This window comes from Paenibacillus sp. FSL M7-0896 (assembly GCF_037975415.1).
GTDB lineage: Bacteria > Bacillota > Bacilli > Paenibacillales > Paenibacillaceae > Paenibacillus_AQ > Paenibacillus_AQ silagei.
The window spans coordinates 6,373,564-6,396,395 of record NZ_CP150250.1 but is presented as its reverse complement, the minus strand read 5'-3'; the positions used below and the strand labels follow the sequence as shown (position 1 = coordinate 6,396,395).

At 55.7% G+C, this 22,832-nt stretch carries 20 protein-coding genes; 18 read left to right on the top strand and 2 right to left on the bottom strand.

Annotated elements, in window-relative coordinates:
- Position 1 precedes the first annotated feature (1 nt).
- Positions 2 to 1,189: an N-acetylmuramoyl-L-alanine amidase gene (locus tag MKY12_RS27520; RefSeq protein WP_339251446.1), complete on the bottom strand. Its 1,188-nt coding sequence runs from the start codon at positions 1,187 to 1,189 to the stop codon at positions 2 to 4.
- Between the two features lie 239 nt (positions 1,190 to 1,428).
- On the opposite strand from MKY12_RS27520, the gene MKY12_RS27515 reads away from it, so the two are divergent.
- From MKY12_RS27515 to MKY12_RS27505, 3 genes are all read left to right on the top strand, one after another.
- A complete protein-coding gene (locus MKY12_RS27515) occupies positions 1,429 to 2,430 on the top strand; it encodes a TIR domain-containing protein (protein ID WP_339251444.1) in 1,002 nt (333 codons plus the stop codon).
- Positions 2,431 to 2,434: 4 nt separating this feature from the next.
- The gene (locus MKY12_RS27510; RefSeq protein WP_036730425.1) at positions 2,435 to 2,662 is read left to right on the top strand and encodes a hypothetical protein; all 228 of its coding nucleotides are present in this window, start codon (positions 2,435 to 2,437) and stop codon (positions 2,660 to 2,662) included.
- A gap of 396 nt (positions 2,663 to 3,058) precedes the next feature.
- Positions 3,059 to 3,211, top strand: a complete 153-nt coding sequence (locus tag MKY12_RS27505) for a hypothetical protein (RefSeq protein WP_339311656.1) — start codon at positions 3,059 to 3,061, stop codon at positions 3,209 to 3,211.
- A gap of 295 nt (positions 3,212 to 3,506) precedes the next feature.
- On the opposite strand, the gene MKY12_RS27500 is transcribed toward MKY12_RS27505, so the two are convergent.
- On the bottom strand, positions 3,507 to 4,655 hold the full coding sequence (locus MKY12_RS27500) for an LLM class flavin-dependent oxidoreductase (RefSeq protein WP_339311654.1): 1,149 nt from the start codon (positions 4,653 to 4,655) through the stop codon (positions 3,507 to 3,509).
- A 393-nt stretch (positions 4,656 to 5,048) separates the two neighbouring features.
- Between MKY12_RS27500 and MKY12_RS27495 the strand changes: the two genes are divergently transcribed.
- The 15 genes from MKY12_RS27495 (at position 5,049) to deoC (ending at position 22,663) form a co-directional block, all read left to right on the top strand.
- Positions 5,049 to 5,825, top strand: a complete 777-nt coding sequence (locus tag MKY12_RS27495) for an ABC transporter ATP-binding protein (protein WP_076084669.1) — start codon at positions 5,049 to 5,051, stop codon at positions 5,823 to 5,825.
- A gap of 102 nt (positions 5,826 to 5,927) precedes the next feature.
- Positions 5,928 to 6,749 (top strand): ABC transporter permease, encoded by an 822-nt coding sequence (locus MKY12_RS27490; protein ID WP_339251441.1) that lies wholly within the window; start codon positions 5,928 to 5,930, stop codon positions 6,747 to 6,749.
- A 15-nt stretch (positions 6,750 to 6,764) separates the two neighbouring features.
- The gene (locus tag MKY12_RS27485; RefSeq protein ID WP_339251439.1) at positions 6,765 to 7,652 is read left to right on the top strand and encodes an ABC transporter permease; all 888 of its coding nucleotides are present in this window, start codon (positions 6,765 to 6,767) and stop codon (positions 7,650 to 7,652) included.
- Between the two features lie 49 nt (positions 7,653 to 7,701).
- On the top strand, positions 7,702 to 9,309 hold the full coding sequence (locus MKY12_RS27480; protein WP_339251437.1) for an FAD-binding protein: 1,608 nt from the start codon (positions 7,702 to 7,704) through the stop codon (positions 9,307 to 9,309).
- Positions 9,306 to 9,638, top strand: a complete 333-nt coding sequence (locus MKY12_RS27475) for a ferredoxin family protein (RefSeq protein WP_339251435.1) — start codon at positions 9,306 to 9,308, stop codon at positions 9,636 to 9,638. Before MKY12_RS27480 ends, MKY12_RS27475 begins: the two co-directional genes overlap by 4 nt.
- Before the next feature lie 53 nt (positions 9,639 to 9,691).
- A complete protein-coding gene (locus MKY12_RS27470) occupies positions 9,692 to 10,759 on the top strand; it encodes an ABC transporter substrate-binding protein (RefSeq protein ID WP_339251433.1) in 1,068 nt (355 codons plus the stop codon).
- A 31-nt stretch (positions 10,760 to 10,790) separates the two neighbouring features.
- On the top strand, positions 10,791 to 12,398 hold the full coding sequence (locus MKY12_RS27465) for an FAD-binding protein (protein WP_339251431.1): 1,608 nt from the start codon (positions 10,791 to 10,793) through the stop codon (positions 12,396 to 12,398).
- A complete protein-coding gene (locus MKY12_RS27460; protein WP_209876726.1) occupies positions 12,395 to 12,757 on the top strand; it encodes a ferredoxin family protein in 363 nt (120 codons plus the stop codon). Before MKY12_RS27465 ends, MKY12_RS27460 begins: the two co-directional genes overlap by 4 nt.
- A gap of 311 nt (positions 12,758 to 13,068) precedes the next feature.
- Positions 13,069 to 13,743, top strand: coding sequence for a Na-translocating system protein MpsC family protein (locus MKY12_RS27455; RefSeq protein WP_036730423.1), 675 nt, complete (start codon positions 13,069 to 13,071; stop codon positions 13,741 to 13,743).
- Positions 13,744 to 13,893: 150 nt separating this feature from the next.
- Complete coding sequence (locus MKY12_RS27450; protein WP_339311652.1) at positions 13,894 to 14,295, top strand: response regulator; 402 nt, start codon at positions 13,894 to 13,896, stop codon at positions 14,293 to 14,295.
- 211 nt (positions 14,296 to 14,506) lie between these two features.
- On the top strand, positions 14,507 to 16,783 hold the full coding sequence (locus MKY12_RS27445) for a PAS domain S-box protein (protein ID WP_339314986.1): 2,277 nt from the start codon (positions 14,507 to 14,509) through the stop codon (positions 16,781 to 16,783).
- Between the two features lie 489 nt (positions 16,784 to 17,272).
- Positions 17,273 to 18,349, top strand: coding sequence for a bifunctional 3-deoxy-7-phosphoheptulonate synthase/chorismate mutase (locus MKY12_RS27440; protein ID WP_036730419.1), 1,077 nt, complete (start codon positions 17,273 to 17,275; stop codon positions 18,347 to 18,349).
- A gap of 38 nt (positions 18,350 to 18,387) precedes the next feature.
- Positions 18,388 to 19,845, top strand: coding sequence for a SulP family inorganic anion transporter (locus tag MKY12_RS27435; protein ID WP_339314984.1), 1,458 nt, complete (start codon positions 18,388 to 18,390; stop codon positions 19,843 to 19,845).
- Between the two features lie 281 nt (positions 19,846 to 20,126).
- Entirely contained in the window at positions 20,127 to 21,836 is a 1,710-nt protein-coding gene (locus tag MKY12_RS27430; RefSeq protein ID WP_339311650.1) for a methyl-accepting chemotaxis protein, read from the top strand.
- Positions 21,837 to 21,985: 149 nt separating this feature from the next.
- Positions 21,986 to 22,663 carry a deoxyribose-phosphate aldolase gene (deoC, locus tag MKY12_RS27425; protein ID WP_339311648.1) on the top strand — a complete coding sequence of 226 codons (678 nt, stop codon included), beginning with the start codon at positions 21,986 to 21,988 and terminating at the stop codon, positions 22,661 to 22,663.
- Positions 22,664 to 22,832: the final 169 nt, after the last annotated feature.

The window sequence follows — 22,832 nt, the reverse complement described above, 5'->3', positions numbered from 1 at the left end:
TCTACTTGTTGAAATAATCGGCCACTCCCTCAGCGACCGCCTGAGCCGCCTTCCGCTGATAAGACGCCTTGCGTACAATTGCTTCGTCGTACGGGTTCGACAGGAAGCCCAGCTCTACCAGGGTGGCCGGCAGCGGGTTCTCCCGCAGAATATGATAGTCGCCAAAGGAGAGGCCGTTGCTGCGAAGGCCGATGCCCTCACCCAGCCGGGTCTCCACTGCCCGGGCCAGCCGCAGGTCGTTCTGCTGCGAATAGAAGAAGGTCAGCGTGCCGGAGACATTCTTCGGTGATGAATTATAATGAATGCTGACAAAAGCGTCTGCGCCGAGCGACCGCCCGAGCTGCACCCGCTGGGAGAGCGCAGGCTTCTGGTCCCCGCGGGTCCGGGTCATCTCCACTCTGGCTCCCTTGGCGGTCAGATAATCCCGCAGATACAGGGAGGTCTGGAGCGTCAGATCCTTCTCCATCGTGTTATAGGTTGTCCCGAGCATGCCCGGATCGGTGCCGCCGTGGCCAGGGTCCACTATGATCAGCTTGCCCCGGATACTGCCGGATTTCCGTACCACACTCGGAGTCTGGCTATTTGAGCTGATAGTGCTTGCGCTGCGGACGGTTCCGCCTGACAGATACCCGGAGGATACCCAGCCGACGGTTCCTCCGGCGGTGCGGACCCGCGACCATTCTCCCTGCCGGAGCAGGAGTGTCACTTTGTTGCCGGATTGCAGGGAGCCGACTACCTCATAGCCGGTTCCCGGCCCGCTGCGGATGCGCAGGGAAGACGCGGTCACGACAGCCGTTCCGCTGGAGGCCGATGTGGTCTTAACCGCCGTCTTGGCCGATGCCTTGGAGGCGGTGGAGCTGGAAGAAGTGCTGGCGGAAGAAGTGCTGGTGGACGAGCTTCCGCTGGTACGCTTCAGATAATAACCGGCTACCCAGCCGGAGACAGAGCCGGCCCGGACCTTGAGCCAGCCATGCTGCTCTTCAGTGACGGTAACGGTGGCTCCGGCAGCCAGAGAGCCTGTGACGGCAGCGTTTGCAGCAGGCTCACTGCGTACATTCAGGGAGCTGGCGAACACTTTGGCCGTGTAAGCAGTTGCAGCATAAGCGGTAGAAGACGGCAGGACAGGTGCGAGTATGGATGAAGTCAGCAGACAGGCTGACAGGACTGCAGTATGTAATTTTTGTCGCATACAAATAAATCCTCATTTCCCGGAGAGATAACAATCTATTACCCGTTTCATCGGCAGAAGAATACCGAAAATTTAAAATTGAAGATAAATACCTACTCCAACTACCGCTAACAACGATGATTATTACAGTACTCTCATCTTCCTATGCGGCTGCCCAATATCGCCTGAAGCCCTATTCGTTGGCAGGAAATGTCTGTATAATTATTACATATTGGGGAAACAGACAAAGGAGTGCCGCCGTGATCAGACCTAGATTATTCATTGGTTCTTCCAGAGAATCTATCCGCTATGCCAGGGCTATCCACGAACAGCTGAAGCGGACCGCTGAGGTCCATCCGTGGTATGCCGCTGCTTTCCGGCCGAATGAGTACACCATGGAAGCGCTGGAGCGGAATCTGGATATCAGCGATTTTGCCGTCTTTGTGTTCTCGCCGGATGATGTAGCCCGGATTAGGGGTAAATATTATTATGTGACCCGGGACAACACCCAGTTCGAAATGGGCCTGTTCTGGGCACGGCTGCGGCGCGGCCGGGTCTTCTGCCTGCTGCCGGATCAGGTACCCGCGCGCAGTGATCTGATTCCGGGTGAGAATGTGGAAGAGTATCATCTGCTGTCGGATCTGTTGGGACTAACCCCGCTGGAATATGAGTGGCAGCACGAGAATGTTACAGCAGCGGTGGATGTGAGCTGTGGCAAGATCATCGACAGTATTCAGGCGCAGGGGATGTACCACGACCCGGCTGTAGAGCTGTTGCAGCTTCGGGCAGAGCTTAGGCGAAAAGAAAGTATCCTTCACTTCTTTTGGCAATATAATAATAATGTAACGCCACCCCAGGCAGCCGAGAAATATCAGGCACTGAGCGAAGCCGTCCGCAATTCATTCCTGCCCCCGGAGGATTGCCGGGTCATCGGAGCCGCCATGTGGCGGGCCGAAGCGGAAGCGGGCCTGAAGCAGGTCGGCGGCAATGTGGGGCGCGGGCAGATGTATCCGTTCGCCGCCTTCGAGGACGGAAGCGTGAAGCCGGGGGTGCTGGATGCTTTTCTGGCAAAAGAATGGACTTTTTTACAGCGTACGGAAGTTGCGGAGGTATATATCCTATGCTATCCTTTAGGGGAGAACCATGTGCTGTCCGTGCACTTCTCGGGAAATCAGAGATTATCGGGAGAGGATATTACAGCAGTCGTGGCCTATAACCGGGATTTGTTCCGCACCGTCAATCATTTAGTGGGAGGGGACTAACAGGATGAAGAATATGAAGAATGCCGTTAGTGTATCCAGTACTGTCCGCCGGTCTGCAAGCGGTGACGGCAACAGCGCGGGAGGCAAAGGCCGCTCCAGACGCAAATCCGGCCCCAAGCTTACGCCCTCAGCGTCAAGCGTCTATTTGGCACCATCCGTGGAGGGTGGAGACGACGAGTACAAGAAGCTGGTCAGCGGTAAAGTGGATAATAACAAGCCATCATTTGCCTGAATATTGGCTAAATCATACTATTGAACAGGTCCCCAGCAATCGCTGGGGGCTTTTTTTGCTGTTTGAGGAACGGCGGCCAACGACTTAGGGAATGCGAAGTTATGCGCTCTCCTGATGGGCTTGCTCACTCACATCCGTGGCATCCTCCGTCAGCCGGGTCTTGAAATTAAACTAATAAGGGATAATTAAGGGGACTCCGTCGGAAGTGGGCTGGATGGGGAAATGAAAGGGATAAATCCCATTGATGGCGCTGAAAGCGGGCTGGATGGAGAAATGAAAGGGATAAATCCCATTGATGATGCTGAAAAGTGGGCTGGACGGGGGAATTAACGGGATAAATCCCATTGGTGGTGCTGAAAAGTGGGCTGGACGGGGAAATGAAAGGGATAAATCCCATTGATGACGCTGAAAAGTGGGCTGGACGGGGGAATTAAAGGGATAAATCCCTTTGGTGGTGCTGAAAGTGGGGCGGACGAGGAAATTAGAGGGATAAATCCCATTGGTGGCGCCGAAAGTGGGCTGGATGAGGAGTGCAAGTTAGCTAAATGAGCGAATGAGGAGCACAAGTGCACCTGAATCGAGCAAAAGTTGGCTAAATGAGCGAATCAGGAGCACAAGTGCCCCTGAATCGAGCAAAAGTTGGCTAAATGAGCGAATCAGGAGCACAAGTGCCCCTGAATCGAGCAAAAGTTGGCTAAATGAGCGAATCAGGAGCACAAGTGCACCTGAATCGAGCAAAAGTTAGCTAAATGAGCGAATCAGGAGCACAAGTGCCCCTGAATCCAACAGATGTTAGTTAAATGAGCCAATCAGTTAGGCGGCGCCCCATCCAGCGCAATGGCCCCTATTGCGCGGAGGAAATTCCGCGCTGCTTCTTCGCAACCTCGCGGCGCACCACCGGGGCGACCTCGGTGGCGAGCAGCTCGATGGCGGCGGCTACCTTGGCGTAAGGCAGGCCGCCGATGTCGAGCTGGGTCATGAAGCGGTTATGGCCGAACAGCTCATGCTGATAGAGAATCTTCTCGATAATCTGCTGCGGGCTGCCCACGGCCAGGGTGTTGTCCGGCGAGGTGAACCGGCCGAACTCGCTGCGGGAGATCCGGTACTCCTGACCGGGGCGCGGGCTGATCGCATTACGGTAGCTGTAGTAATAAGGGTAATACTCATCCAGTGCCTGCTGAGAGGTCTTGGCGATGTAGCCATGGCTGGTGATGGCGATCTTCAGGTCCTCCGGCTGGTGGCCGGCGGCTGCACCGGCGCGGCGGTAGGTGCCGGCCAGATTCTGGAAGGGCTCCGGGCTGCCGCTCAGGATAGCGATAGCCATGCCTATGCCAAGGGCCCCAGCCTTCTCGGCACTTTCGGCTGAACCGCCGATGCCGACCGAGAGCGGGAGTCTCTGCTGCAGCGGACGTGGAGCGATCTCGGCGTTATGCAGCGGGGAGCGGAATTTGCCCTTCCAGTTCATGACTTCATGCTGGTTCAGTGTGAGCAGCAGGTCGAGATTCTCGCTGAACAGCTGCTTGTAATCTTCCAGCTCGTAGCCGAACAGCGGGAAGGATTCCAGGAAAGCGCCGCGTCCGGCAATGATCTCGGCCCGACCGCCAGACAAGAGGTCCAGGGTGGCGAAGTCCTCGAAGACACGGACCGGATCAATGGTACTTAGCACGGTCGTAGCGCTGGTAAGCTTGATCCGCTGTGTAACCTGGGTGATAGCTGCCAGGACAACGGGCACCGATGAGATTACGAAATCCAGCCGGTGATGCTCGCCTACGCCGAATACATCCAGTCCGGCTTCATCGGCCAGCTTCGCGGCTGCAATGACTTCCTGCAGGCGTTGAGCGGGGCTGATCCGCTGCCCTGTATGGCAGTCGGTAACAATATCGCCCAATGTATAAATGCCGAATTCAAACTCCGGCAGGCTTGCTTCTTTTTCTTGAGCATCCGCTTGTGTATTTGCTTGCGCATTAGCTTGTGTATTCCCTTGATTGTTCATGGTACAGACCCCTTATCATCCAGAATGGTGAGCAGCAGTTACTTGTAAGCTTGTCCGTTAGTGCAAGGATATAGCCCAGTATATCACAATTACTTACTAATTGTAAGTATATGAGTGGAAGTTTGCGAATAGCTATTAACATTGTCTGGTTCATCGTTACTGTTTCATAGTTTCAGAAGAATGTCAGCAGTAAATCAAATTAATCCGCCCGGATATTGTGTATTTTTATTGACAGATTACCTGATGGATGATATTTTAAATTTACAAATTCCAATCAACTTACTTTGGATTATATTTTACCGACTGTTCATACAGAGGTGCCTGCGTGATTGTTGCGCGAGGTCCCTCTGTTTTTTTGTTGCTAAGGGAATTCAGCCAGAAGGAGGAGCAGATATGGGAGAGGCATTGTTGTCTATCACAGAACTGAATAAGCACTTTGATACCGCTGGAGGCAAGGTGCAGGCGCTGGAGGATGTCGAGCTGGAGGTGCAGGAGGGGGAGTTCATCACGGTGATTGGACCCAGCGGCTGCGGCAAAAGCACCCTGCTGCGCATCATTGCCGGTCTGGATACCGGCTATACCGGCAGTGTTACCCTGGAGGGGGCAGCGATCAGCGGGCCGGGAATCGATAAGGGGTTTATTTTTCAGGAGCACCGCTTGTTTCCCTGGCTTACGGTAGAGAAGAATATTGCCTCGGATCTGCCGCTGGGCAGGCCGGATATCCGGCAGCGGGTAGATGAGCTGATTGAGCTGGTGAAGCTCGGCGGCTTCGAGAAGTCCTATCCCCGTGAGCTGTCGGGCGGGATGGCCCAGCGGGTAGCGATTGCCCGGGCGCTGCTGCGCAGTCCCAAGGTTCTGCTGCTGGATGAGCCCTTTGGCGCGTTGGATGCTTTTACGCGGGCGCATATGCAGTCGGTGCTGCTCGACATTTGGCAGCGGAACCGGACGACGATGATTTTTGTGACCCATGATATAGATGAAGCCGTGTTCCTGGGGAACCGGGTGGTGATTCTGGAGCCTCGTCCCGGCCGAATCCGTAAGATCGTTCCCATAGACCTGCCGTATCCGCGCTCCAAAACAACAACCTCCTTTCAAGAGCTGCGGCTCAAGGTATTGAATTACTTCGAGAAGGTGGAGGAGCTTGAGCTGAAGGACGGGGCCGGAATATAAAGTAACTCCAGATGCTTATTATGGAAAAGTGAGGTTAAGTGCTAATTCATATCCGACTTAATCCATACGAATATATTAATTAATTCAGAAGGAGAGACAGCCATGGCAGAGCGGACTGTAACTGTAGGGAATGCCGGAAAAACCGGACAGCCTGATGGACCTGGAAAAGTGGTCATTGCCGGTCTGGGGCTGCTGCTTCCGGCAGGGATACTGATCCTGTGGCAGATTCTGGGCTATTACGGAGTGATCTCGGAGATGCTGTTCCCGACACCTTATACGATTGCCCAGTCATTCATTACGCTGGCGTCTACCGGGGATTTATGGAGCAACCTGAGAATTAGTGTCGTGCGGGCATTGTCAGGATTTCTGCTTGGCGGAGGGCTTGGTCTGTTCTTCGGCATCCTGGTCGGATTATTCCGCCGGTCGGAGAAGCTGCTGGACCCCTCGCTGCAAATGATCCGGATGATTCCGAGCCTTGCCGTAGTACCGCTGTTCATTCTCTGGTTCGGCATCGGCGAAGAATCCAAGGTGCTGCTGATTGCCAAAGGGGCGTTTTTCCCGGTCTATATCAATACCTTTATCGGTATACGCGGGACGGATAACAAGCTGTTTGAGGTAGCCAGAGTGCTTGGCTTCAGCAGAGGGAAGCAGATTGTGCGGCTGGTGCTGCCTGCGGCGGTGCCGAATATAATGCTCGGGGTGCGCTTGTCGCTGGGACTCTCCTGGCTGGGACTGGTGGTGGCGGAGCTTATTGCTTCTACCTCGGGGATCGGCTACATGATGTCAGATGCCCGCCAGTTTGCCGATACGCCGGTTGTATTTGTCGGAATTATTGTATTTGCCGCTGTCGGACTGCTGAGTGACACGATTGTCCGCCTGATTGAACAGCATCTGCTCCGGTGGCGGGACAGTTATCAGGGATAGGAGGGGAAGAACAGCATGAGTGAAGGGATCGAAGCCATAATCAAGACAGCCAAGGGGGTAAGGGAAGCCCGTGATTATAGCGGAACTGCTTCAATTACTACGGCTAACAACAAGAGAAAGACAGATTCAGTATTCTGGAAAAAGCTTCTGTATGACTGGGTAGCCGGGGCAGCCATTCCCGTAGCGGTGCTGGCCGTGTGGCAGCTTGCCGGGAGCGCAGGCTGGATCTCGCCGGAGTTTCTTCCGGCACCGCTGACGATCCTCTCTGCATTTGCGGATCTGACCGTTAAGGGAGAACTCGTCCATCATGTGGGTGTCAGCATTGGACGGGCGGGCATCGGGTTCCTGATTGGAGGTATTCTCGGCTTGCTGCTGGGGACATTGACCGGCCTGTTCCGCAGCGCAGCCTATCTGCTGGACCCAAGTGTTCAGATTCTGCGGCTGGTTCCGCATCTGGCGATTGCCCCGCTAATTATTCTGTGGTTTGGCTTCGGCGAGATCTCGAAGGTGGTTATTATCATGAGCGGCTCCTTCTTCCCGCTCTATGTTAATACCTTCATGGGCATCCGGGGAGTGGATAACAAGTTGTTCGAAGTGGCCCGGGTGCTCGGCTTCAGTCCGCTGCAGAAGCTGCGGCGGCTGATCCTGCCGGCTGCGCTGCCCGGCATTCTCCTGGGACTGCGCCTGTCGATGGCTGTGGCCTGGATCGGTCTGGTGGTTGCTGAACTGATCGGATCACAGTCCGGGGTTGGATTTCTCATTAATGAAGCGAAGCAGAATTCCAATACGGCAGTGATTTTTGTCGGAATACTTATTTTCGCCGTGGTCGGCAAGCTAATCGATTCTCTATTCCGCGTCATCGAACGCAAATTCCTGTACTGGCGTGACAGCTATCAAGGTTGAAGACGGGCTAATGAAACGCTAACGCTAATGAAACCAAGGGGGCAACAACATGAGCCAACCGGCACTGAAGGAAGCATTGAAACTGACGGCAGATGTACTGGTAATCGGCGGAGGTCCGGCAGGAACATGGGCGGCACTTACAGCCGCAGCCAAGGGAGTGAAGGTGATTCTGGCCGATAAAGGATACTGCGGCTCCAGCGGCGCGACTGCCCCGTCGGGCACAGGAGTATGGTACGTGAAGCCGGAGGAGGAGCTGCGCGAGGCCGCGAAGGCCAGCCGTTATGCTATGGGCGGTAAGCTGGCAGAGCACCGCTGGATGGACCGGGTGCTGGACCGTACTTATGAGAATATGAACAGACTGGGTGTCAGCGGCTATCCGTTCCCGGTGGATGAGGAAGGCAATCCATACCGGCGGGGCCTGCAGGGACCTGAATATATGCGTCTGATGCGCAAGCTGGTGAAGAAGGCAGGTGTGAAGATTCTGGACCACAGTCCCGTGCTGGAGCTGCTCGCCGATGAGCACGGGGTAGCCGGAGCGGCCGGCGTGCAGACCCAGAACGGAGAAGCTTGGAGTGTGCATGCCGGGGCGGTGGTTATCGCTACCGGGGGCTGCGCTTTCCTCAGTAAGGCGCTGGGCTGCAACGTCCTGACGGGTGATGGTTACTTATTCGCTGCGGAAGCAGGAGCGAGCCTGTCCGGCATGGAGTTCTCCAATGCCTATGCGATCTGCCCGACCTTCTCCTCTGTAACGAAGACCGCATATTATAGCTATGCCAGCTTCTATTATGAGGACGGCAGCGTGGTGGAAGGAGCGGGCTCCAAGAAGGGCCGCTCGGTCATTGCCCGGAATCTGCTGGCGGGCCGCCAGGTGTTCGCGAAGCTTGACGGAGCCGATGAGGCTTTGCAGCCGCTGCTGCGGGTGGCGCAGACGAATTTCTTCCTGCCGTTCGACCGGCGGGGAATTAATCCCTTCAAGGATCTTTTCCCGGTAACCTTGCGGCTGGAGGGGACCGTCCGGGGGACCGGCGGCATCCGGATTACGGATGAGCAGTGCGGCACAGGCGTGCCCGGCTTGTACGCGGCGGGAGATGCCGCCACCCGCGAGCTGATCTGCGGCGGGTTCACCGGAGGCGGCAGCCATAATGCCGCCTGGGCCATGTCTTCCGGCTCCTTCGCCGGAGAAGGGGCTGCGGCTTATGCCGCAGGACTTGGCCGGCATGCCAGCCATCGGACACCTTCCGGCTTGTCCTCTTCCCCGCTGGTTCATGGGGAAGTCCGGGCAGGCGCAGCTGCCAGAACCGCAGAATATGTGGAGGCTGTGCAGGCAGAAGTCAAACCGTACGATATTAATCTGTTCCGTACAGAGCAGGGGCTGGCCTCTTCGCTGGAACGTCTGGACGGACTATGGAAGGAGCAGCGCAGCCGGGAAATCCAGCGCACGCCGGAAGGTGTAAAGGCGCGTGAAGCCGAAGCGATGACGGCGACGGCACGCTGGATGTACAGCTCCGCACTGACCCGCACCGAGACCCGGGGAATGCACAAACGGGAGGACTTCAAGGGAAGTGATGACAGCCAGCATCACCGTTTGATCAGCGGCGGACTGGATCAGGTATGGGTGAAGACAGAAGAGGTAGCGAAGGAGAGTGTATTGTTGTGATTGAAGTCATCAGCGCTGACCGGTGTATAGAATGCAACCAATGCGTATCCGTCTGCCCGACCAATGTATTCGACCGGGTAGAGAACGGAATTCCCGTGATCGCCCGGCAGAGCGACTGCCAGACCTGCTTCATGTGTGAGCTGTATTGTCCGGTGGATGCGCTGTATGTTGCTCCGGATTCCGAGGGAATTACCGGGATTACAGAGGCAGAGCTGGAGGAGCAAGGCCTGCTTGGAGGCTACCGCGAGAAGGTAGGCTGGGGCAAGGGCAGACAGCCGGTGGCTAGTCATGACTTCATGGTTAAGCTGGCGGCGCGGGCAGGATTCTGATTTCTGATATGCGATAACAACATCCAGTAGACGACTGAGGGGAGAATACAGCAATGAGCAGATTGTACAGAGAGATTACAGGTATATGGAGCAAAAGGGGACGCCTCACGCTGATTACAGGTGTGGTGATGATCATGCTGGTACTACAGGCTTGCGGCAATAATACAGGCTCGGGGAGCAACTCGGCAGCAGGCAGTGGAGGTACCAATACCGCTGAAGCGGCTGGCGGTAAGGCTGCAAGCAATGTTCCGGCCGTGTTGAATTTCGGCTACATCGGCTCCAATAAGCTGAATCTGCCGGGAGGCGCGGAAGGCTGGGGCCTTTACAAGGGCATTATTCAGGAAGAGCTGAAACCATACGGAATTACCGAAATCAAGCTGACAGGCTTCCCGAACGGGCCGGATCAGACGGAATCCTTAATCAGCGGAAGACTCGATTTCGGCAGCCTCGGGGATACCCCGGCGATTATCGCCTACGCCTCAGGAGCCAAGACCCGGCTGATCGCCCAGACTTCAGCGCATACAGTCGGTTATCTGATCGGCAAGAAGGACGGGCCGAAGACGGTGCAGGACCTGAAGGGCAAGACGATTGCCATCCAAAAAGGTTCGTTTATGCACCGTTATGTAGTCGGCTTGCTGAAGCAGGAGGGCGTAACTGATTATAAGCTGGTTCACATGCTGATTCCCGATGCAAGCGCAGCACTGGCCCGCGGCGATGTAGACGCGACCACCAATAACGGTGTGGCGGCGCTTAAGCAGATTGAGCAGGGGTACACCCATTTGGATGATGCCTCGCAGCATCCGGATCTGCTCGGTAGCAGCGCTACCGTAGTGTCAGAGGAGTACCTTGCGAAATTCCCGGATTTCCCCAAGGTCTGGAATGCGGCCCGGGAGAAGGCACTGGCCGACCTGAAGCAGCATGAAGATGAATATTATGCATTCCTGGCTGAGATCGGAGATACCACCCCGGAGCTCGCGAAGCAGGTCAATCCAATCAGTGATATCAAGGATACAGCCTTCACAGATGACGGCATTAAGCTGCTGGAGGGCACCAAGAACTTCCTCGTCGATGAGAAGCTGGCCAAGAAGGATTTCAATATTAGCGATTGGCAGCTCAAGTAATGTTCAGAGGACCGAAAGAGGAGGAAGCGGAATGCCGCAGCAACAGCAGGCTACAACAGATGTTCTAGTGCTGGGTGGAGGCCCGGCCGGAGCATGGGCGGCATGGAGTGCAGCTTCTCAGGGAGCGAAAGTGATCCTGGCCGATAAGGGATATCTCGGAACCAGCGGGGCTACCGCGCCGGGGGGAACGACGCTGCTGGTGATTCCGCCGGTAGCCGAGCTGCGGGAGCAGGCCGTGCAGGACAGACTTAAGGCCGGCGGCTATCTCTCGGAGAATGCCTGGATACACCGTGTGCTGGATCAGGTCGAGCAGAATCTGCAGCTGGTAGAGGAATGGGGGTATCCCTTCCCGAAGGATGAGGAGGGCAGGCCGCTGCGGACGCATCTGCATGGCCCGGAATACATGAGGATTATGCGCAGAGTGGTGCGCAAGGCGGGAGTGCGCATCTGGGATCAATCTCCGGCACTGGAGCTGCTCCATGATCAGCACGGCGTGGGTGGCGCCCGCGGAATCAACCGCCTGACCGGAGAGAGCTGGGAAGTGAAGGCGAATGCGGTGATTATGGCTACGGGCGGCTGTACCTTCCTCAGCAAAGGGCTGGGCTGTAATGTGCTTACCGGTGAAGGGCTGCTGATGTCAGCCGAAGCCGGTGCCGAGCTGTCGGGCATGGAATTCACCCGGCAATATGCTCCGAGCTTCGCGGATGGAACGGTCACCCGCGGGCGGATGCTGGCCTGGGCCACGCTGTATGATGTTGCGGGCAGGCCGCTGCACCGGGGTGACCGCACCTTCGGCAGCATTCCCGAGCTGATGCTGAAGGGCCCGGTCTATGCTTCTCTGGATTTGGCAGATACGAAGGAGAAGCAGGACTTCCTCCGCAACGCCCATCCGATCTTCTTCATGCCGCTGGAGCGGGCGGGGATTAATCCGTTCAAGGATAAATTTCCGCTTACGCTCCGCTATGAAGGCACGATGCGCGGCACGGGCGGCCTGCGCCTGACCGGCCCCGGGTGTGAAACCTCGGTGCCGGGGCTGTATGCGGCAGGCGACGCCGCCTCCCGCGAGAAAGTGACCGGCGCCATCTCCGGCGGCGGCGCCTACAATGCATCCTGGGCCATCTGCAGCGGCAGCTGGGCAGGACGAAGCGCGGCGCGGCTCGCTCTGCAGCAGCCGCATCCGGCGGAGCGCCGGATGCTCCGCGCGGCGGGCCGCTACGGCATGCCGGCTGGCGCCGGCACGGCAAGGACGCTGGACGCGAAGCCGCTGATCGCGGCGGTCCAGCAGGAGATCCTGCCGCTGCGGATCAATTACTTCCGCAGCGAGCCCGTGGTCGCTGCCGCCCTGCAGCGCCTGAACCGCCTGATGCCCGAGCTGGGCGGGCAGGTGCCTGCCACGGTTCAGGGCATCGTGCAGTCACGTGAAGCGGCCGCTATGCTGAATGTCGGCCGCTGGATTTACACTGCTGCGCTGGCCCGCAAGGAGAGCCGCGGCCTGCAGCGCCTGGCCGAGTATCCGGCGCTGGACCCGCGCCAGACCCACCGCCTGATTCTCTCCGGCGTTAATACGATCGGTATCCGCACGGAAAGTGTGCCTCATGCCCATGAGCTGCGGATTCCGGGAGAGGAGCGGGCCATATGATTGAGCTGGTTAGCCAGGACCGCTGCATCGGCTGCAGGCTGTGCGTGAAGGTCTGTCCGACGAATGTCTTCGCGATGGAGGGCAAGCTTGCCGTCATTGCCCGCCAGGAGGATTGCCAGACCTGCTTCATGTGCGAAGCTTATTGTCCTGTCGATGCATTGTATGTGGCACCGCAGGCAGATAAGTCTGCGAACCCGGATGAGCAGGAGCTGATTGAATCCGGCCGGCTGGGCAGCTGGCGGAAGGAGATCGGCTGGAATCCGGGGGCGGAGGACACGATGGCAGAACGGGACACGACACCGTTCTTCGAGGTCTTCACCGAAGCTTACCGCGGCAAGCAGCAAGAGATAGGCAAGTGAATTCACAGGTGTTCCGCAGCCATGCCGGCAGCGGAACACCTTTTTGTATATAATCGCTTCTGACTGACGGGTGCATGTTCTTGTACGTTTCGGCCGTGTCTAAGTAATATGACATAATTTGGGCAATACTAGGAGCACGCCGATACATATAGAAGCAGGCTAAGCTGCTGCAGAAAAATATAAATTATTTTAATATATACTAACTGGGCGGCTACCGATTATACTAAGTTGAACGAACCGTTTCTTCAGCAGGCGGAGCGTCTCCCCAAATCTACACACAGACACTAGAATATTATGCTGGAGGAAATTGAATGAGCACTACAGAACTTACTAGCCAACTTTCCAGTTTCACAGGAAGGCTACTGCGGGAACGCTTCGGGAAGGGACCTGAATCGATACATGCCTCTATCGGGGAGCAATGTATAGCACTGCATATCCGTAATTTCATCGGACCTGTGGAGAGGTTTTTATTGAATAAGGAAGAAGAACAGGCGTTTCGTTATACACGGGAGCTTCTGATGAAGTCCCTGCTTCCCGAGCTTGCAGCATACCTGAAGGAGAGCCTGGCTATTGAGGTCGGCGAGCTTTTTTATGATTGGGGCATTCATAATGCATCGGGTATGATCGTGGCACTCATCAAGAATGACGACGTACCGATTGATGATTATGCCGGGCGTGAAGAAGTCCATACCCAGATTAACGAGGTGACCAGGAAGGTCCAAAAGGAACCGGTCCATACAGACTCCTGGTGGCTGGGACCCCGCATTCTGATTATCAAGCGCGAAGGCATCATGATTCCTTTGGAGAAGGAATTGATTGGCCTCGGCTACGAGAATACACTGAAGACCACCAAGCGCAAGATGGAGAAACGATATTTGGAGGATACCACCACGATAGCCCCGATGCTCGGCAAAGAGCTGGCGGATATTTATGTGGATTGGGATTTCGACAAAGATACCAGCGTGATAGCCTATACTTTTCACTAAAGTCTAACCATATATGAGGTGGAAATGAGTCGGACATGCAAATGAGCCGAACATGAGCCGAAGAAGGGGGAATCGTCCCTTTCTTCGGTTTTTTTATTTTCTGCCCATTTGCCGTTAGGGGTGCTGAGACTTTTTAGGAGGATAAGCTGGATGGAGGAGTGCAAGTGGACGGTATTATATGTAGAAGATAATCAGCTCAATATGGCCTTAGTACACCATATCTTCAAAAGAAATCTGCCCTCCGTATTGCTGCTGAAGGCTGAAACGGCAGAGCTTGGACTGCAAATAGCGCGGGAAGCTCTGCCGGACCTGATTATCCTGGACATCGGGCTTCCCGGACTTAACGGGTATGAAGCTCTGGAAGTACTGCAGCAGGATCAGGCAACTTGTCATATTCCGGTGCTGGCGACGAGTGCGTTTGCGCAAAGCTCGGATATTGAGAAGGCCCGGAAGAAGGGCTTTGCCGAATATATCACCAAGCCCTTTCAGGTTAAAGCGTTCACCGAAACCGTGAAGAGGCTGCTCTACGGAGAAGACCTGCAGAAGATTTAGCTTGAAATAGCAACAGGGGATTCATTAAGGTGGGGAACTGGGGAGATCTCTGTCTGGCGGCGGGTTCACGGGCTGCTGTAATCCGCTGAATAAGGAATTGTCAGTATTCGACATAATGATTTGACTTTCGCCCGATTATGCAAGATATTTATATTGCAGATTTAATATAAAGGAATTGCATCTAATACTTCACAAACGGGCGGTGGATCTTATGCTAGGGCAGCATACGGAGACGTCTTCTCCATTTGAACAGGCATTTAAGACAGGAACTGCCGGAGTAGCCTTTCTCTCCATGGCTGAAGAATGGATGAAAGTGAATCCGGCGGTAACCCTCTTGCTCGGATATTCCGAAGAGCAGTTGCTGGGACGCAGCTTCCAAGCGTTCTGGGATGAAGATAGCCTGCACATACATAGCTACAGGATGGGGAGCCTCAGGACAGGAGCAGCCCCTTTTTTTGAAGCCGAAATTAAGCTGCGCCATGCGGATGGCTCTGCGGTTCCGGTGCTGCTGCATGTGGCGAGGGTGAGCGAGCCTTCGACGGGAGAGGGGCTGTATTATATCGTTCACTTGGCTGGAGGGCAGCTTGCGGCACCGGCTAAGGCACTTCCCGGACCGTCTGAGCGGCTGTACGAGCTGATTGCCGGCAACATCAGGGACATTGTGTACTATGCTGCGCCGGGTTCAGTCTGCCGCTATTGCTCCCCTTCAGTGGAAGAGGTGCTCGGGTACAGACCGGAGGAGCTGATCGGCCGGGATAACAGCAGACTGGTTCATTCTGAGGATCTGGCCTTAATCAGTGCGCAGCAGATGGCTGACTCGCCTGATGTCCAGCTGCGGATATTACATGCGAACGGCCAATATATCTGGATTGAATTCTCTCTGAGAACGGTGGAAGACGGCGGGGAGCGCGGGGTGCTGGCTGTCGGCCGCGATGTGACCCGGCGCAAGATTGTGGAGCAGAAGCTTCAGGAATCGGTCGAGCGTTATACCTCGCTGAAGAAATATAATCATGACGCGATCATATCGCTGGACCTGGAAGGCCATATTATTAACGGGAATGAACAGGCGGTAAGGCTGACGGGGTATACGATCCCCGAGATGGTGGGCATGAGTGTCAGCCGGATCATCGGCGAGCGGCAACTGCAGAATGTACTCGGTCCCCGCCGGCGGAGCGGCTCCGTGGGACAGGATATCAACCTGATCTGGCATAAGGACGGGCATTCTGTGGAGGTCCTGACTACCCTTGCGCCGATTATTATCAACCAGTCTACCGTAGGCTTTTATATTATCGTCAAGGATATTACCGAGCAGAAGAAGCTGCTGATTGCCAAGGAGACCGCAGAGAATACGAACCGCGCCAAAAGTGAGTTCCTGGCCATGATGAGCCACGAAATCCGTACTCCGATGAACGGGGTGATCGGGATGACCGACCTGCTGCTGGAGAGCAGTGAGCCGGGTTCGCAGCAGCGGGAGTTCCTGGAGATTATCCGCCAGAGCGGTGAATCCCTGCTGAATATCATCAACGACATTCTCGATCTCTCCAAGATTGAGGCAGGCAAAATCTCACTCCAAGACGAGCCGTTCATCCTCCAGCACTGTATGGATTCCGCACTGGAGCTGCTTCAGCTCAAGGCGGAGCGCAAAGGGCTGACCCTCAGCGTGGAGACGGAGCCGGATGTGCCGCAGCGGCTGATCGGGGACGGGGAGCGGCTGAAGCAGGTGCTGCTCAATCTGGCCGGCAATGCCGTGAAATTCACCTGTACCGGCGGGGTAAAGGTAGGCGTGAAGCGCATTGCCGATGGCCTGGCAGGCGTAACGCTCCAGTTCACCGTGGCGGATACGGGGAGCGGGATTCCCGAGGAGGCCCGCAGCCGCTTGTTCGAGCCGTTCTATCAGATGGAGCATTTCAGGGGCCGCCAGGGTGAAGGCACCGGTCTGGGGCTGGCGATCAGCAAGCAATTGGTCGAGCGGATGGGCGGAGAGATCTATCTGGATACAGCAGCCGGGCAGGGGGCGACCTTTGTGTTCACCGTGGTCCTCCGGACAGAAGCGCAGTCGCTTCCGGCTGACGGGCCGGATGCGAACCTGCCGGAGCCGCAATCAGAAGGCCGGTCCCTGCATATTCTGGTAGCCGAGGACAATGTGATCAACCAGATCGTCCTGCGCAAAATCCTGGAGAAGCGCGGCTTCGCCGTCGATGTGGCCGAGGATGGGCGGCAGGCGGTCGATATGACGGCCCGGCATGGCTATGATCTGATCTTCATGGATGTGCAGATGCCCGGGATGAACGGCCTGGAGGCCACAGCTGCCATTAGGGCAGAGCAGCCGGCAGACCAGCAGCCGGTCATTGTTGCAGTGACGGCCAACGCGCTCAAGGGCGACCGGGAGCTATGCCTTGAAGCAGGGATGGATGAGTATATCAGCAAGCCGCTGAGAAGCGACAGCATTGTGAAAGTAATCGGGAAATTTTTTGCGGAACAGGAATAAGCAGACCTCTCTTCACAAAATAATCACAATGCTGAGTTAAAGCTGCAATGCAGTGCTGTGATGTCTTGCATATGGAAGTCTTTTTGATTAAGATAGCAGAAACTGGTGCATAAGCAGCACCGATATACCTTGTAATGACAATGACGAAGAGAGTAAGCACTTCATAGCGTATTTTAACAGGGAAGGCGTGCCGGAGACTGAGAGCACCCCCATTAGACGCTTAGTGCCGAAGTTCACTTCCGAGTCGGTCCCTGAAGTACACTGCTGCAGCAGTTATGGGTAGGGTGGCCCGCTTCCTGCGTTAACGGATGTAAGACAGAATGAATCGACTGGCCGGTATCCTTCAGGTTATGCCGTCATGTGCTGATGCGTCAGCAGGATTCAGTTCTAAATAAGGGTGGTACCACGGCTCCTCGTCCCTTGCGGCGGGGGGTCTTTTTGCGTTCGTTCATAGCCTTAACTATTAATATCACAAAGGAGTGTCTTGGAATGAGTAATGTGGAATTGGATGATCTGAGAGCAAGATTGGATGAGATTAACGGTCAGCTGCTGGAGCTGATCTCGGAGCGTGCCGGAATCGTTCAGGAGATTGGGGTGCTCAAAGAGAAGCAAGGTGTGCCGAAGTTCGATCCTGAACGGGAGAAGGCGATGCTGGAGAAAATGGTCGCAGGCAATAAGGGGCCGTTCACGAATGGAACCATCCGTACGCTGTTCAAGCAGATTTTCTCAGCTTCGCTTGATCTGCAAAGTACGGAGCATAAGAAGACCTTGCTGGTAGCGCGTAAAGACCATGCGGAGGATACAGTTATTGAGCTGCCGGGCGGCGTTACAGTAGGCGGGTTATCCTCCCTGATGGTAGCTGGCCCGTGTTCGGTGGAGAGCGAGCTGCAGACCCGTACGGTGGCTGCGGCCCTGCAGAAGGCAGGCGTCAAGGTTATGCGCGGCGGCGCCTTCAAGCCCCGGACCTCCCCTTATGATTTCCAGGGACTGGGCATGGATGGCCTGCGGATTCTGCGTGAAGCGGCGAATGAATACGGGCTGCTGACGATCAGTGAGATTGTCGATCCCCGGCATATTGAAGAAGCGCTGGATTATGTGGATGTCATTCAGGTCGGCGCGCGGAACATGCACAACTTCGAGCTGCTTAAGGCGGTAGGGGAAGTGAACAAGCCGGTGCTGCTGAAGCGCGGACTATCCGCCACGCTGGATGAATTCGTTCATGCGGCAGAATATATTATGTCCCGCGGCAATATGGAGATTATGCTGATTGAACGCGGTATCCGCACCTATGAGCGGTCAACACGCAATACGCTGGATATCTCGGCGGTGCCGATTCTTAAGCAGGAATGCCATCTGCCGGTGCTGGTCGATGTCACCCATTCCACCGGACGCAAGGACATTCTGATCCCGTGTGCCAAAGCTGCGCTGGCTGCCGGAGCCGACGGTATTATGGTGGAGGTGCATCCTGATCCGGCTACAGCCTTGTCTGATGCGGCGCAGCAGCTTAATATTGAGGAGTTCAACACCTTCTTCAATGAGGTGAAGGCCTCGGGATTATACCGTTAAGTGAAACAGGGTGAATTCAGGTAACAGGAGGAACTGAAATTTTGAAGCAAATCGTCTCATACAACAACGGTTGGTTCTCCAACACACGGAGTGATATTTTATCGGGCATGACCGTGGCTATTGCCTTAATTCCTGAAGCGATTGCTTTCTCCATCCTTGCTGGCGTAAGCCCTATGGTTGGTCTGTACGCCTCCTTCTGTATCGCTATTGTAACAGCCTTCGCCGGCGGGCGGCCGGGGATGATCTCGGCGGCGACAGGAGCGATGGCCCTGCTGGTCGGCAGCCTGGTGCTGTCGCACGGCATTGAGTATCTGTTCGCGGCTACGGTGCTGGCTGGCATCCTGCAGATTGTGATGGGGCTGCTGAAGCTGGGCCGGTTCATCACCTTCCTGCCGCAGCCGGTCATGACCGGCTTTGTCAACGCGCTGGCGATTCTGATCTTTATGGCTCAGCTCGTGCATTTTGAGGGACAGGGCTGGATCATGTACGCACTCGTGGCTCTTACGCTGGTCATCATCTATACGGTTCCCCGGATCACCAAGGCGGTGCCATCGGCGCTGGTCGCCATTGTCGTAGTCTCGGTCCTCAGCATTGTGCTGGGTCTGGATGTAAGAACCGTGGGCGATATGGGGACTATTACTTCAGCGCTGCCTGTATTCCATCTGCCGAGCCTTCCCTTGACGCTGGATACACTGCTGATTATACTGCCGTATTCGCTCTCACTCGCGGTCGTCGGATTACTGGAATCGCTGATGACAGCCACGCTGATTGATGATATCACAGGCACCGGCAGCGACAAGAACCGGGAAGCGAAGGGGCAGGGGCTGGCCAACATCGTGACCGGCTTCTTCGGAGGCATGGCTGGCTGCGCGATGATCGGCCAGTCGATGGTCAATATGAAATCGGGCGGACGGACAAGCTTGTCCACTTTTGTCTCCGGGATCTTCCTATTGTTCCTGATTCTTGTGCTGGGTGATGTTGTTAAGCAGATTCCTATGGGCGCACTGGTCGGTGTAATGATTATGGTCTGCATCAGCACCTTTGAATGGAAGTCCCTGACCTCCTTGCGGAGAGTTCCGCTAAGCGATGCCCTGGTCATGGTGGTCACTGTGGTTACAGTAGTAGCTACCGATAACCTGTCGATCGGCGTGCTGTTCGGCGTGCTGCTGAGTGCTTTGTCTTTTGCCTGGAAAATCGCTTCCCTTCAGCTGAATGTTCATACTACGGCATCTGTAACGACTTATCGGGTATCGGGCCAGCTGTTCTTTGGAACCACGAGCCATTTCGTGAATGAATTCATGTATGACAGTGATCCGGCGCAGGTCATTATCGATTTCAGCCGTTCCCATGTGTGGGATCAGTCGGCGGTGGGGGCCATTGCCAAGACGATGGACAAATACGCGGCATTGGGTACTAAGGTCACTCTCACGGGTCTAAATGAAGAAAGTGCCCGGCTGGTGCAGCGGGTTGGATTGTCGTCTTCGGGCGGCCATTGACGGATCAAGGAAAGAAGGCTGTTTTTGGAGCGATTAGGCTTCAGAAGCAGTCTTTTTTGACAATATAATAATGTAAAGGATTCATCCTACAAATTTTAATCGTCTACGCCGTCTTTGGAAAAGGGTTTTTGAAAAGTTTGTCGAAATTTTCCGGTAGAGGGACATTTGTCATTGCTTCTTCGGATGGCCCTACTATAACTACGCAATTGTTATGCGCGAAAGGGAAGGCCTCCATGTTTTCTTTTATCCGAACCAGACTGATTGCCAGTATTCTCTGTGTTATGACTTTAGTGATTCTCTGCATTACAGCAGGCAATGCCGCCATTCAGTGGGTGAACACCGGATCAGCGGTCAAAGGGACGATCAGCAGCTACAACATGAGTATTGCCAGCCATTATGTGACACAGATTGATGCCGGGCGCTACAGTGAATTTCTGGCCGATCCGCAGGAGTCGGACCTGTATTGGTCGCTCCGCAATGAACTGGATCAGTTCCGGAAGTCGATTGGTGCCCGTTATGTATATTTTGTGCGGATTGATGATGCCCGCCAGCCGCAGCTGATGATTGACGGCAGGCCGGAGGGAGACCCGCTGGCTTCGGGGGTTAATGAGAGTACTGATATGCCAGCGGCCGCAGTTACGGCTGTGCTTGCCGGAGAGAATGCCAGCACGCCGCTGATCAGCAATCCCGAATACGGGGATTATATCTCAGCATTCGTTCCTATGAAGGACACCGGCGGGAAGCTGGTCGGGGCGCTGGGCATTGATACCGATGTTGCTGTACTGAGTACGCTGACCCGTGATGTCCTGATGGAGAGCCTGCCGCTCTATAGTATTATTCTAGCTCTGTCTCTGGGCGCACTCGCGGTGCTGGCCTGGTTCGTCTCCCGGTCCTTGCGTCCGCTGGTGACGATTACAGAGAGCGCGGGCACGATGGCTGAAGGGGATCTCGCCGGGGCGGCCCGTATCCTGCATGCCCGTCCGGTCAACTCCCGGGATGAGATTGGCAGGGCTTATCAGGCGATGCTCCAGATGTCAGGGGATCTGAATGCCAGAGTGAAAGGGATGGTATCCGGGGTGTCTACCGCATCTGACAGTCTCTACGGCTCCTCCGAGACCTTCGCCAGGAATGCCGATGATGTGCTGAAGATGAGTGAGACGGTGAGCGGCAGAATCAGCAATATCCATGCCGGGGCTAACTCGCAGACGGAAGGCGCTCAGAGCAGCGCAGTAGCCATGGATGAGATGGCGCTGGGCATCTCGCGCATTTCGGAGGCCTCGGCTGCGGTCTCGGAATTCGCAGTCAAGGCGCTGGACATTGCAGAGGCGTCACAGACGGCGATGAACCACACCAATCAGCAGATGAAATCGATCTCTGTATCCACCGGGGAGACGCTGGATATCGTGCTGCGGCTGCAAGGGTACACGGATGAGATTGAAGGTGCGCTGGCTGCGATCAGGCAGTCTGCGGATCAGACGAAGCTGCTGGCGTTGAATGCTTCCATTGAGGCGGCGCGTGCGGGGGAGCACGGCAGAGGCTTCACTGTCGTAGCCGGTGAAGTACGCAAGCTGGCGGAAGGCTCCGCAGCCTCGGCCGAGCGGGTGACCGAGCTGCTGCTGCACATTAGCCAGGCTTCGGCAAGCATCGGGGTTCAGATGACGGAAGCGTCCGCTGAAGTGAAGGAAGGGGTGCGGATGTCAGCCGAAGCGGAGGCTGCTCTGCTGGAGGCTTCCACTGCCTTCCGTGAGGTAGCCGGACAGATCATTGATGTGTCGGCGACCGCCGAGCAGCTCTCCGCCGGCTCGGAGGAGGTTGCGGCAGCGGTGGGCAGCATGGCCGATATTGCCGGAGAGGTCTCGGAGCAGACCCGGGAGATCCGTGAGCTGACTGATTTGCAATTGGCGCGAATCAAAGAAGTCTACGAGGCTTCGCTGAGCGTCAGCGCGAGTACAGGCGATCTGCGGGAGGCCATCCGGCAGGTGAATGTATAGGGCTAAGGGTTCGGTGCGCTTGATCTATACTGCCCGGAGCGGATACAGGATTAGCAGCGGTTATGCCCTCCAGCTTTCAAAAGCGTCCGACTATTGGTATGATACAAGGGATGTGAACATCTATTACCGATTATATGGAGGAATTGAACATGAGTGAAACTACAATATCCGGGATTATTGATCATACGCTGCTGAAGGCGGATGCCCGGAAAGACGATATTATCAAGCTTGCCGAAGAGGCCAAAGCCTACAAATTCGCCTCTGTGTGCGTAAATCCGGCCTGGGTGGCTACGGCGCATGCCGTGCTGAAGGATACCCCGGAAGTGAAGGTATGTACAGTAATCGGCTTCCCGCTGGGGGCATCGACGCCTGAGACGAAAGCTTTTGAGACGAAGGATGCCATTGCGAATGGTGCCGGTGAGGTGGATATGGTCATTAATATCGGCGCTTTGAAGGACGGCAATGACGAGCTGGTGAAGCGCGATATGGTTGCAGTAGTCGAAGCCGCGCGCGGCAAAGCGCTGACCAAGGTTATTATTGAAGCCTGCCTGCTGACTGAAGAGGAGAAGGTCCGTGCCTGCAAGCTTGCTGTAGAAGCGGGCGCAGACTTCGTGAAGACCTCAACCGGCTTCTCGACCGGCGGGGCAACGAAGGAAGATATCGCTCTGATGCGGGCGACCGTCGGCCCTGAGATCGGCGTGAAGGCCTCCGGCGGTGTCCGCAGCGCGGAAGACGCGCTCGTGATGATCGGCGCAGGCGCCAGCCGGATCGGCACCAGCGGCGGCGTAGCGATTGCCAAGGGCGAGCAGAGCCAGAGCGGCTACTAAGCTGAGGTAAGCTATACACATAGAAACGGCTGCGGCCTCCTTGAGTTCAAGGGAGCCGCAGCCGTTTTGTGTTTAGAGGAAGTAGGGTAGGTGGATTTACTCCAACTATTAAAGAACATATGAGTGCTGCCGTTCCACTATATAAATTAATTGTATTTAAGAGTACTTA

Bases quoted from the DNA above. Each gene is read 5' to 3' on its own strand.
- MKY12_RS27445 (WP_339314986.1), top strand. From the start codon at position 14,507: ATGCTAGGGCAGCATACGGAGACGTCTTCTCCATTTGAACAGGCATTT.
- MKY12_RS27450 (WP_339311652.1), top strand. From the start codon at position 13,894: ATGGAGGAGTGCAAGTGGACGGTATTATATGTAGAAGATAATCAGCTC.
- MKY12_RS27430 (WP_339311650.1), top strand. From the start codon at position 20,127: ATGACTTTAGTGATTCTCTGCATTACAGCAGGCAATGCCGCCATTCAG.
- MKY12_RS27455 (WP_036730423.1), top strand. From the start codon at position 13,069: ATGAGCACTACAGAACTTACTAGCCAACTTTCCAGTTTCACAGGAAGG.
- MKY12_RS27490 (WP_339251441.1), top strand. From the start codon at position 5,928: ATGGCAGAGCGGACTGTAACTGTAGGGAATGCCGGAAAAACCGGACAG.
- MKY12_RS27500 (WP_339311654.1), bottom strand. From the start codon at position 4,655: ATGAACAATCAAGGGAATACACAAGCTAATGCGCAAGCAAATACACAA.
- MKY12_RS27495 (WP_076084669.1), top strand. From the start codon at position 5,049: ATGGGAGAGGCATTGTTGTCTATCACAGAACTGAATAAGCACTTTGAT.
- MKY12_RS27465 (WP_339251431.1), top strand. From the start codon at position 10,791: ATGCCGCAGCAACAGCAGGCTACAACAGATGTTCTAGTGCTGGGTGGA.
- MKY12_RS27510 (WP_036730425.1), top strand. From the start codon at position 2,435: ATGAAGAATATGAAGAATGCCGTTAGTGTATCCAGTACTGTCCGCCGG.
- MKY12_RS27485 (WP_339251439.1), top strand. From the start codon at position 6,765: ATGAGTGAAGGGATCGAAGCCATAATCAAGACAGCCAAGGGGGTAAGG.
- MKY12_RS27480 (WP_339251437.1), top strand. From the start codon at position 7,702: ATGAGCCAACCGGCACTGAAGGAAGCATTGAAACTGACGGCAGATGTA.
- deoC (WP_339311648.1), top strand. From the start codon at position 21,986: ATGAGTGAAACTACAATATCCGGGATTATTGATCATACGCTGCTGAAG.
- MKY12_RS27460 (WP_209876726.1), top strand. From the start codon at position 12,395: ATGATTGAGCTGGTTAGCCAGGACCGCTGCATCGGCTGCAGGCTGTGC.
- MKY12_RS27470 (WP_339251433.1), top strand. From the start codon at position 9,692: ATGAGCAGATTGTACAGAGAGATTACAGGTATATGGAGCAAAAGGGGA.
- MKY12_RS27440 (WP_036730419.1), top strand. From the start codon at position 17,273: ATGAGTAATGTGGAATTGGATGATCTGAGAGCAAGATTGGATGAGATT.
- MKY12_RS27520 (WP_339251446.1), bottom strand. From the start codon at position 1,189: ATGCGACAAAAATTACATACTGCAGTCCTGTCAGCCTGTCTGCTGACT.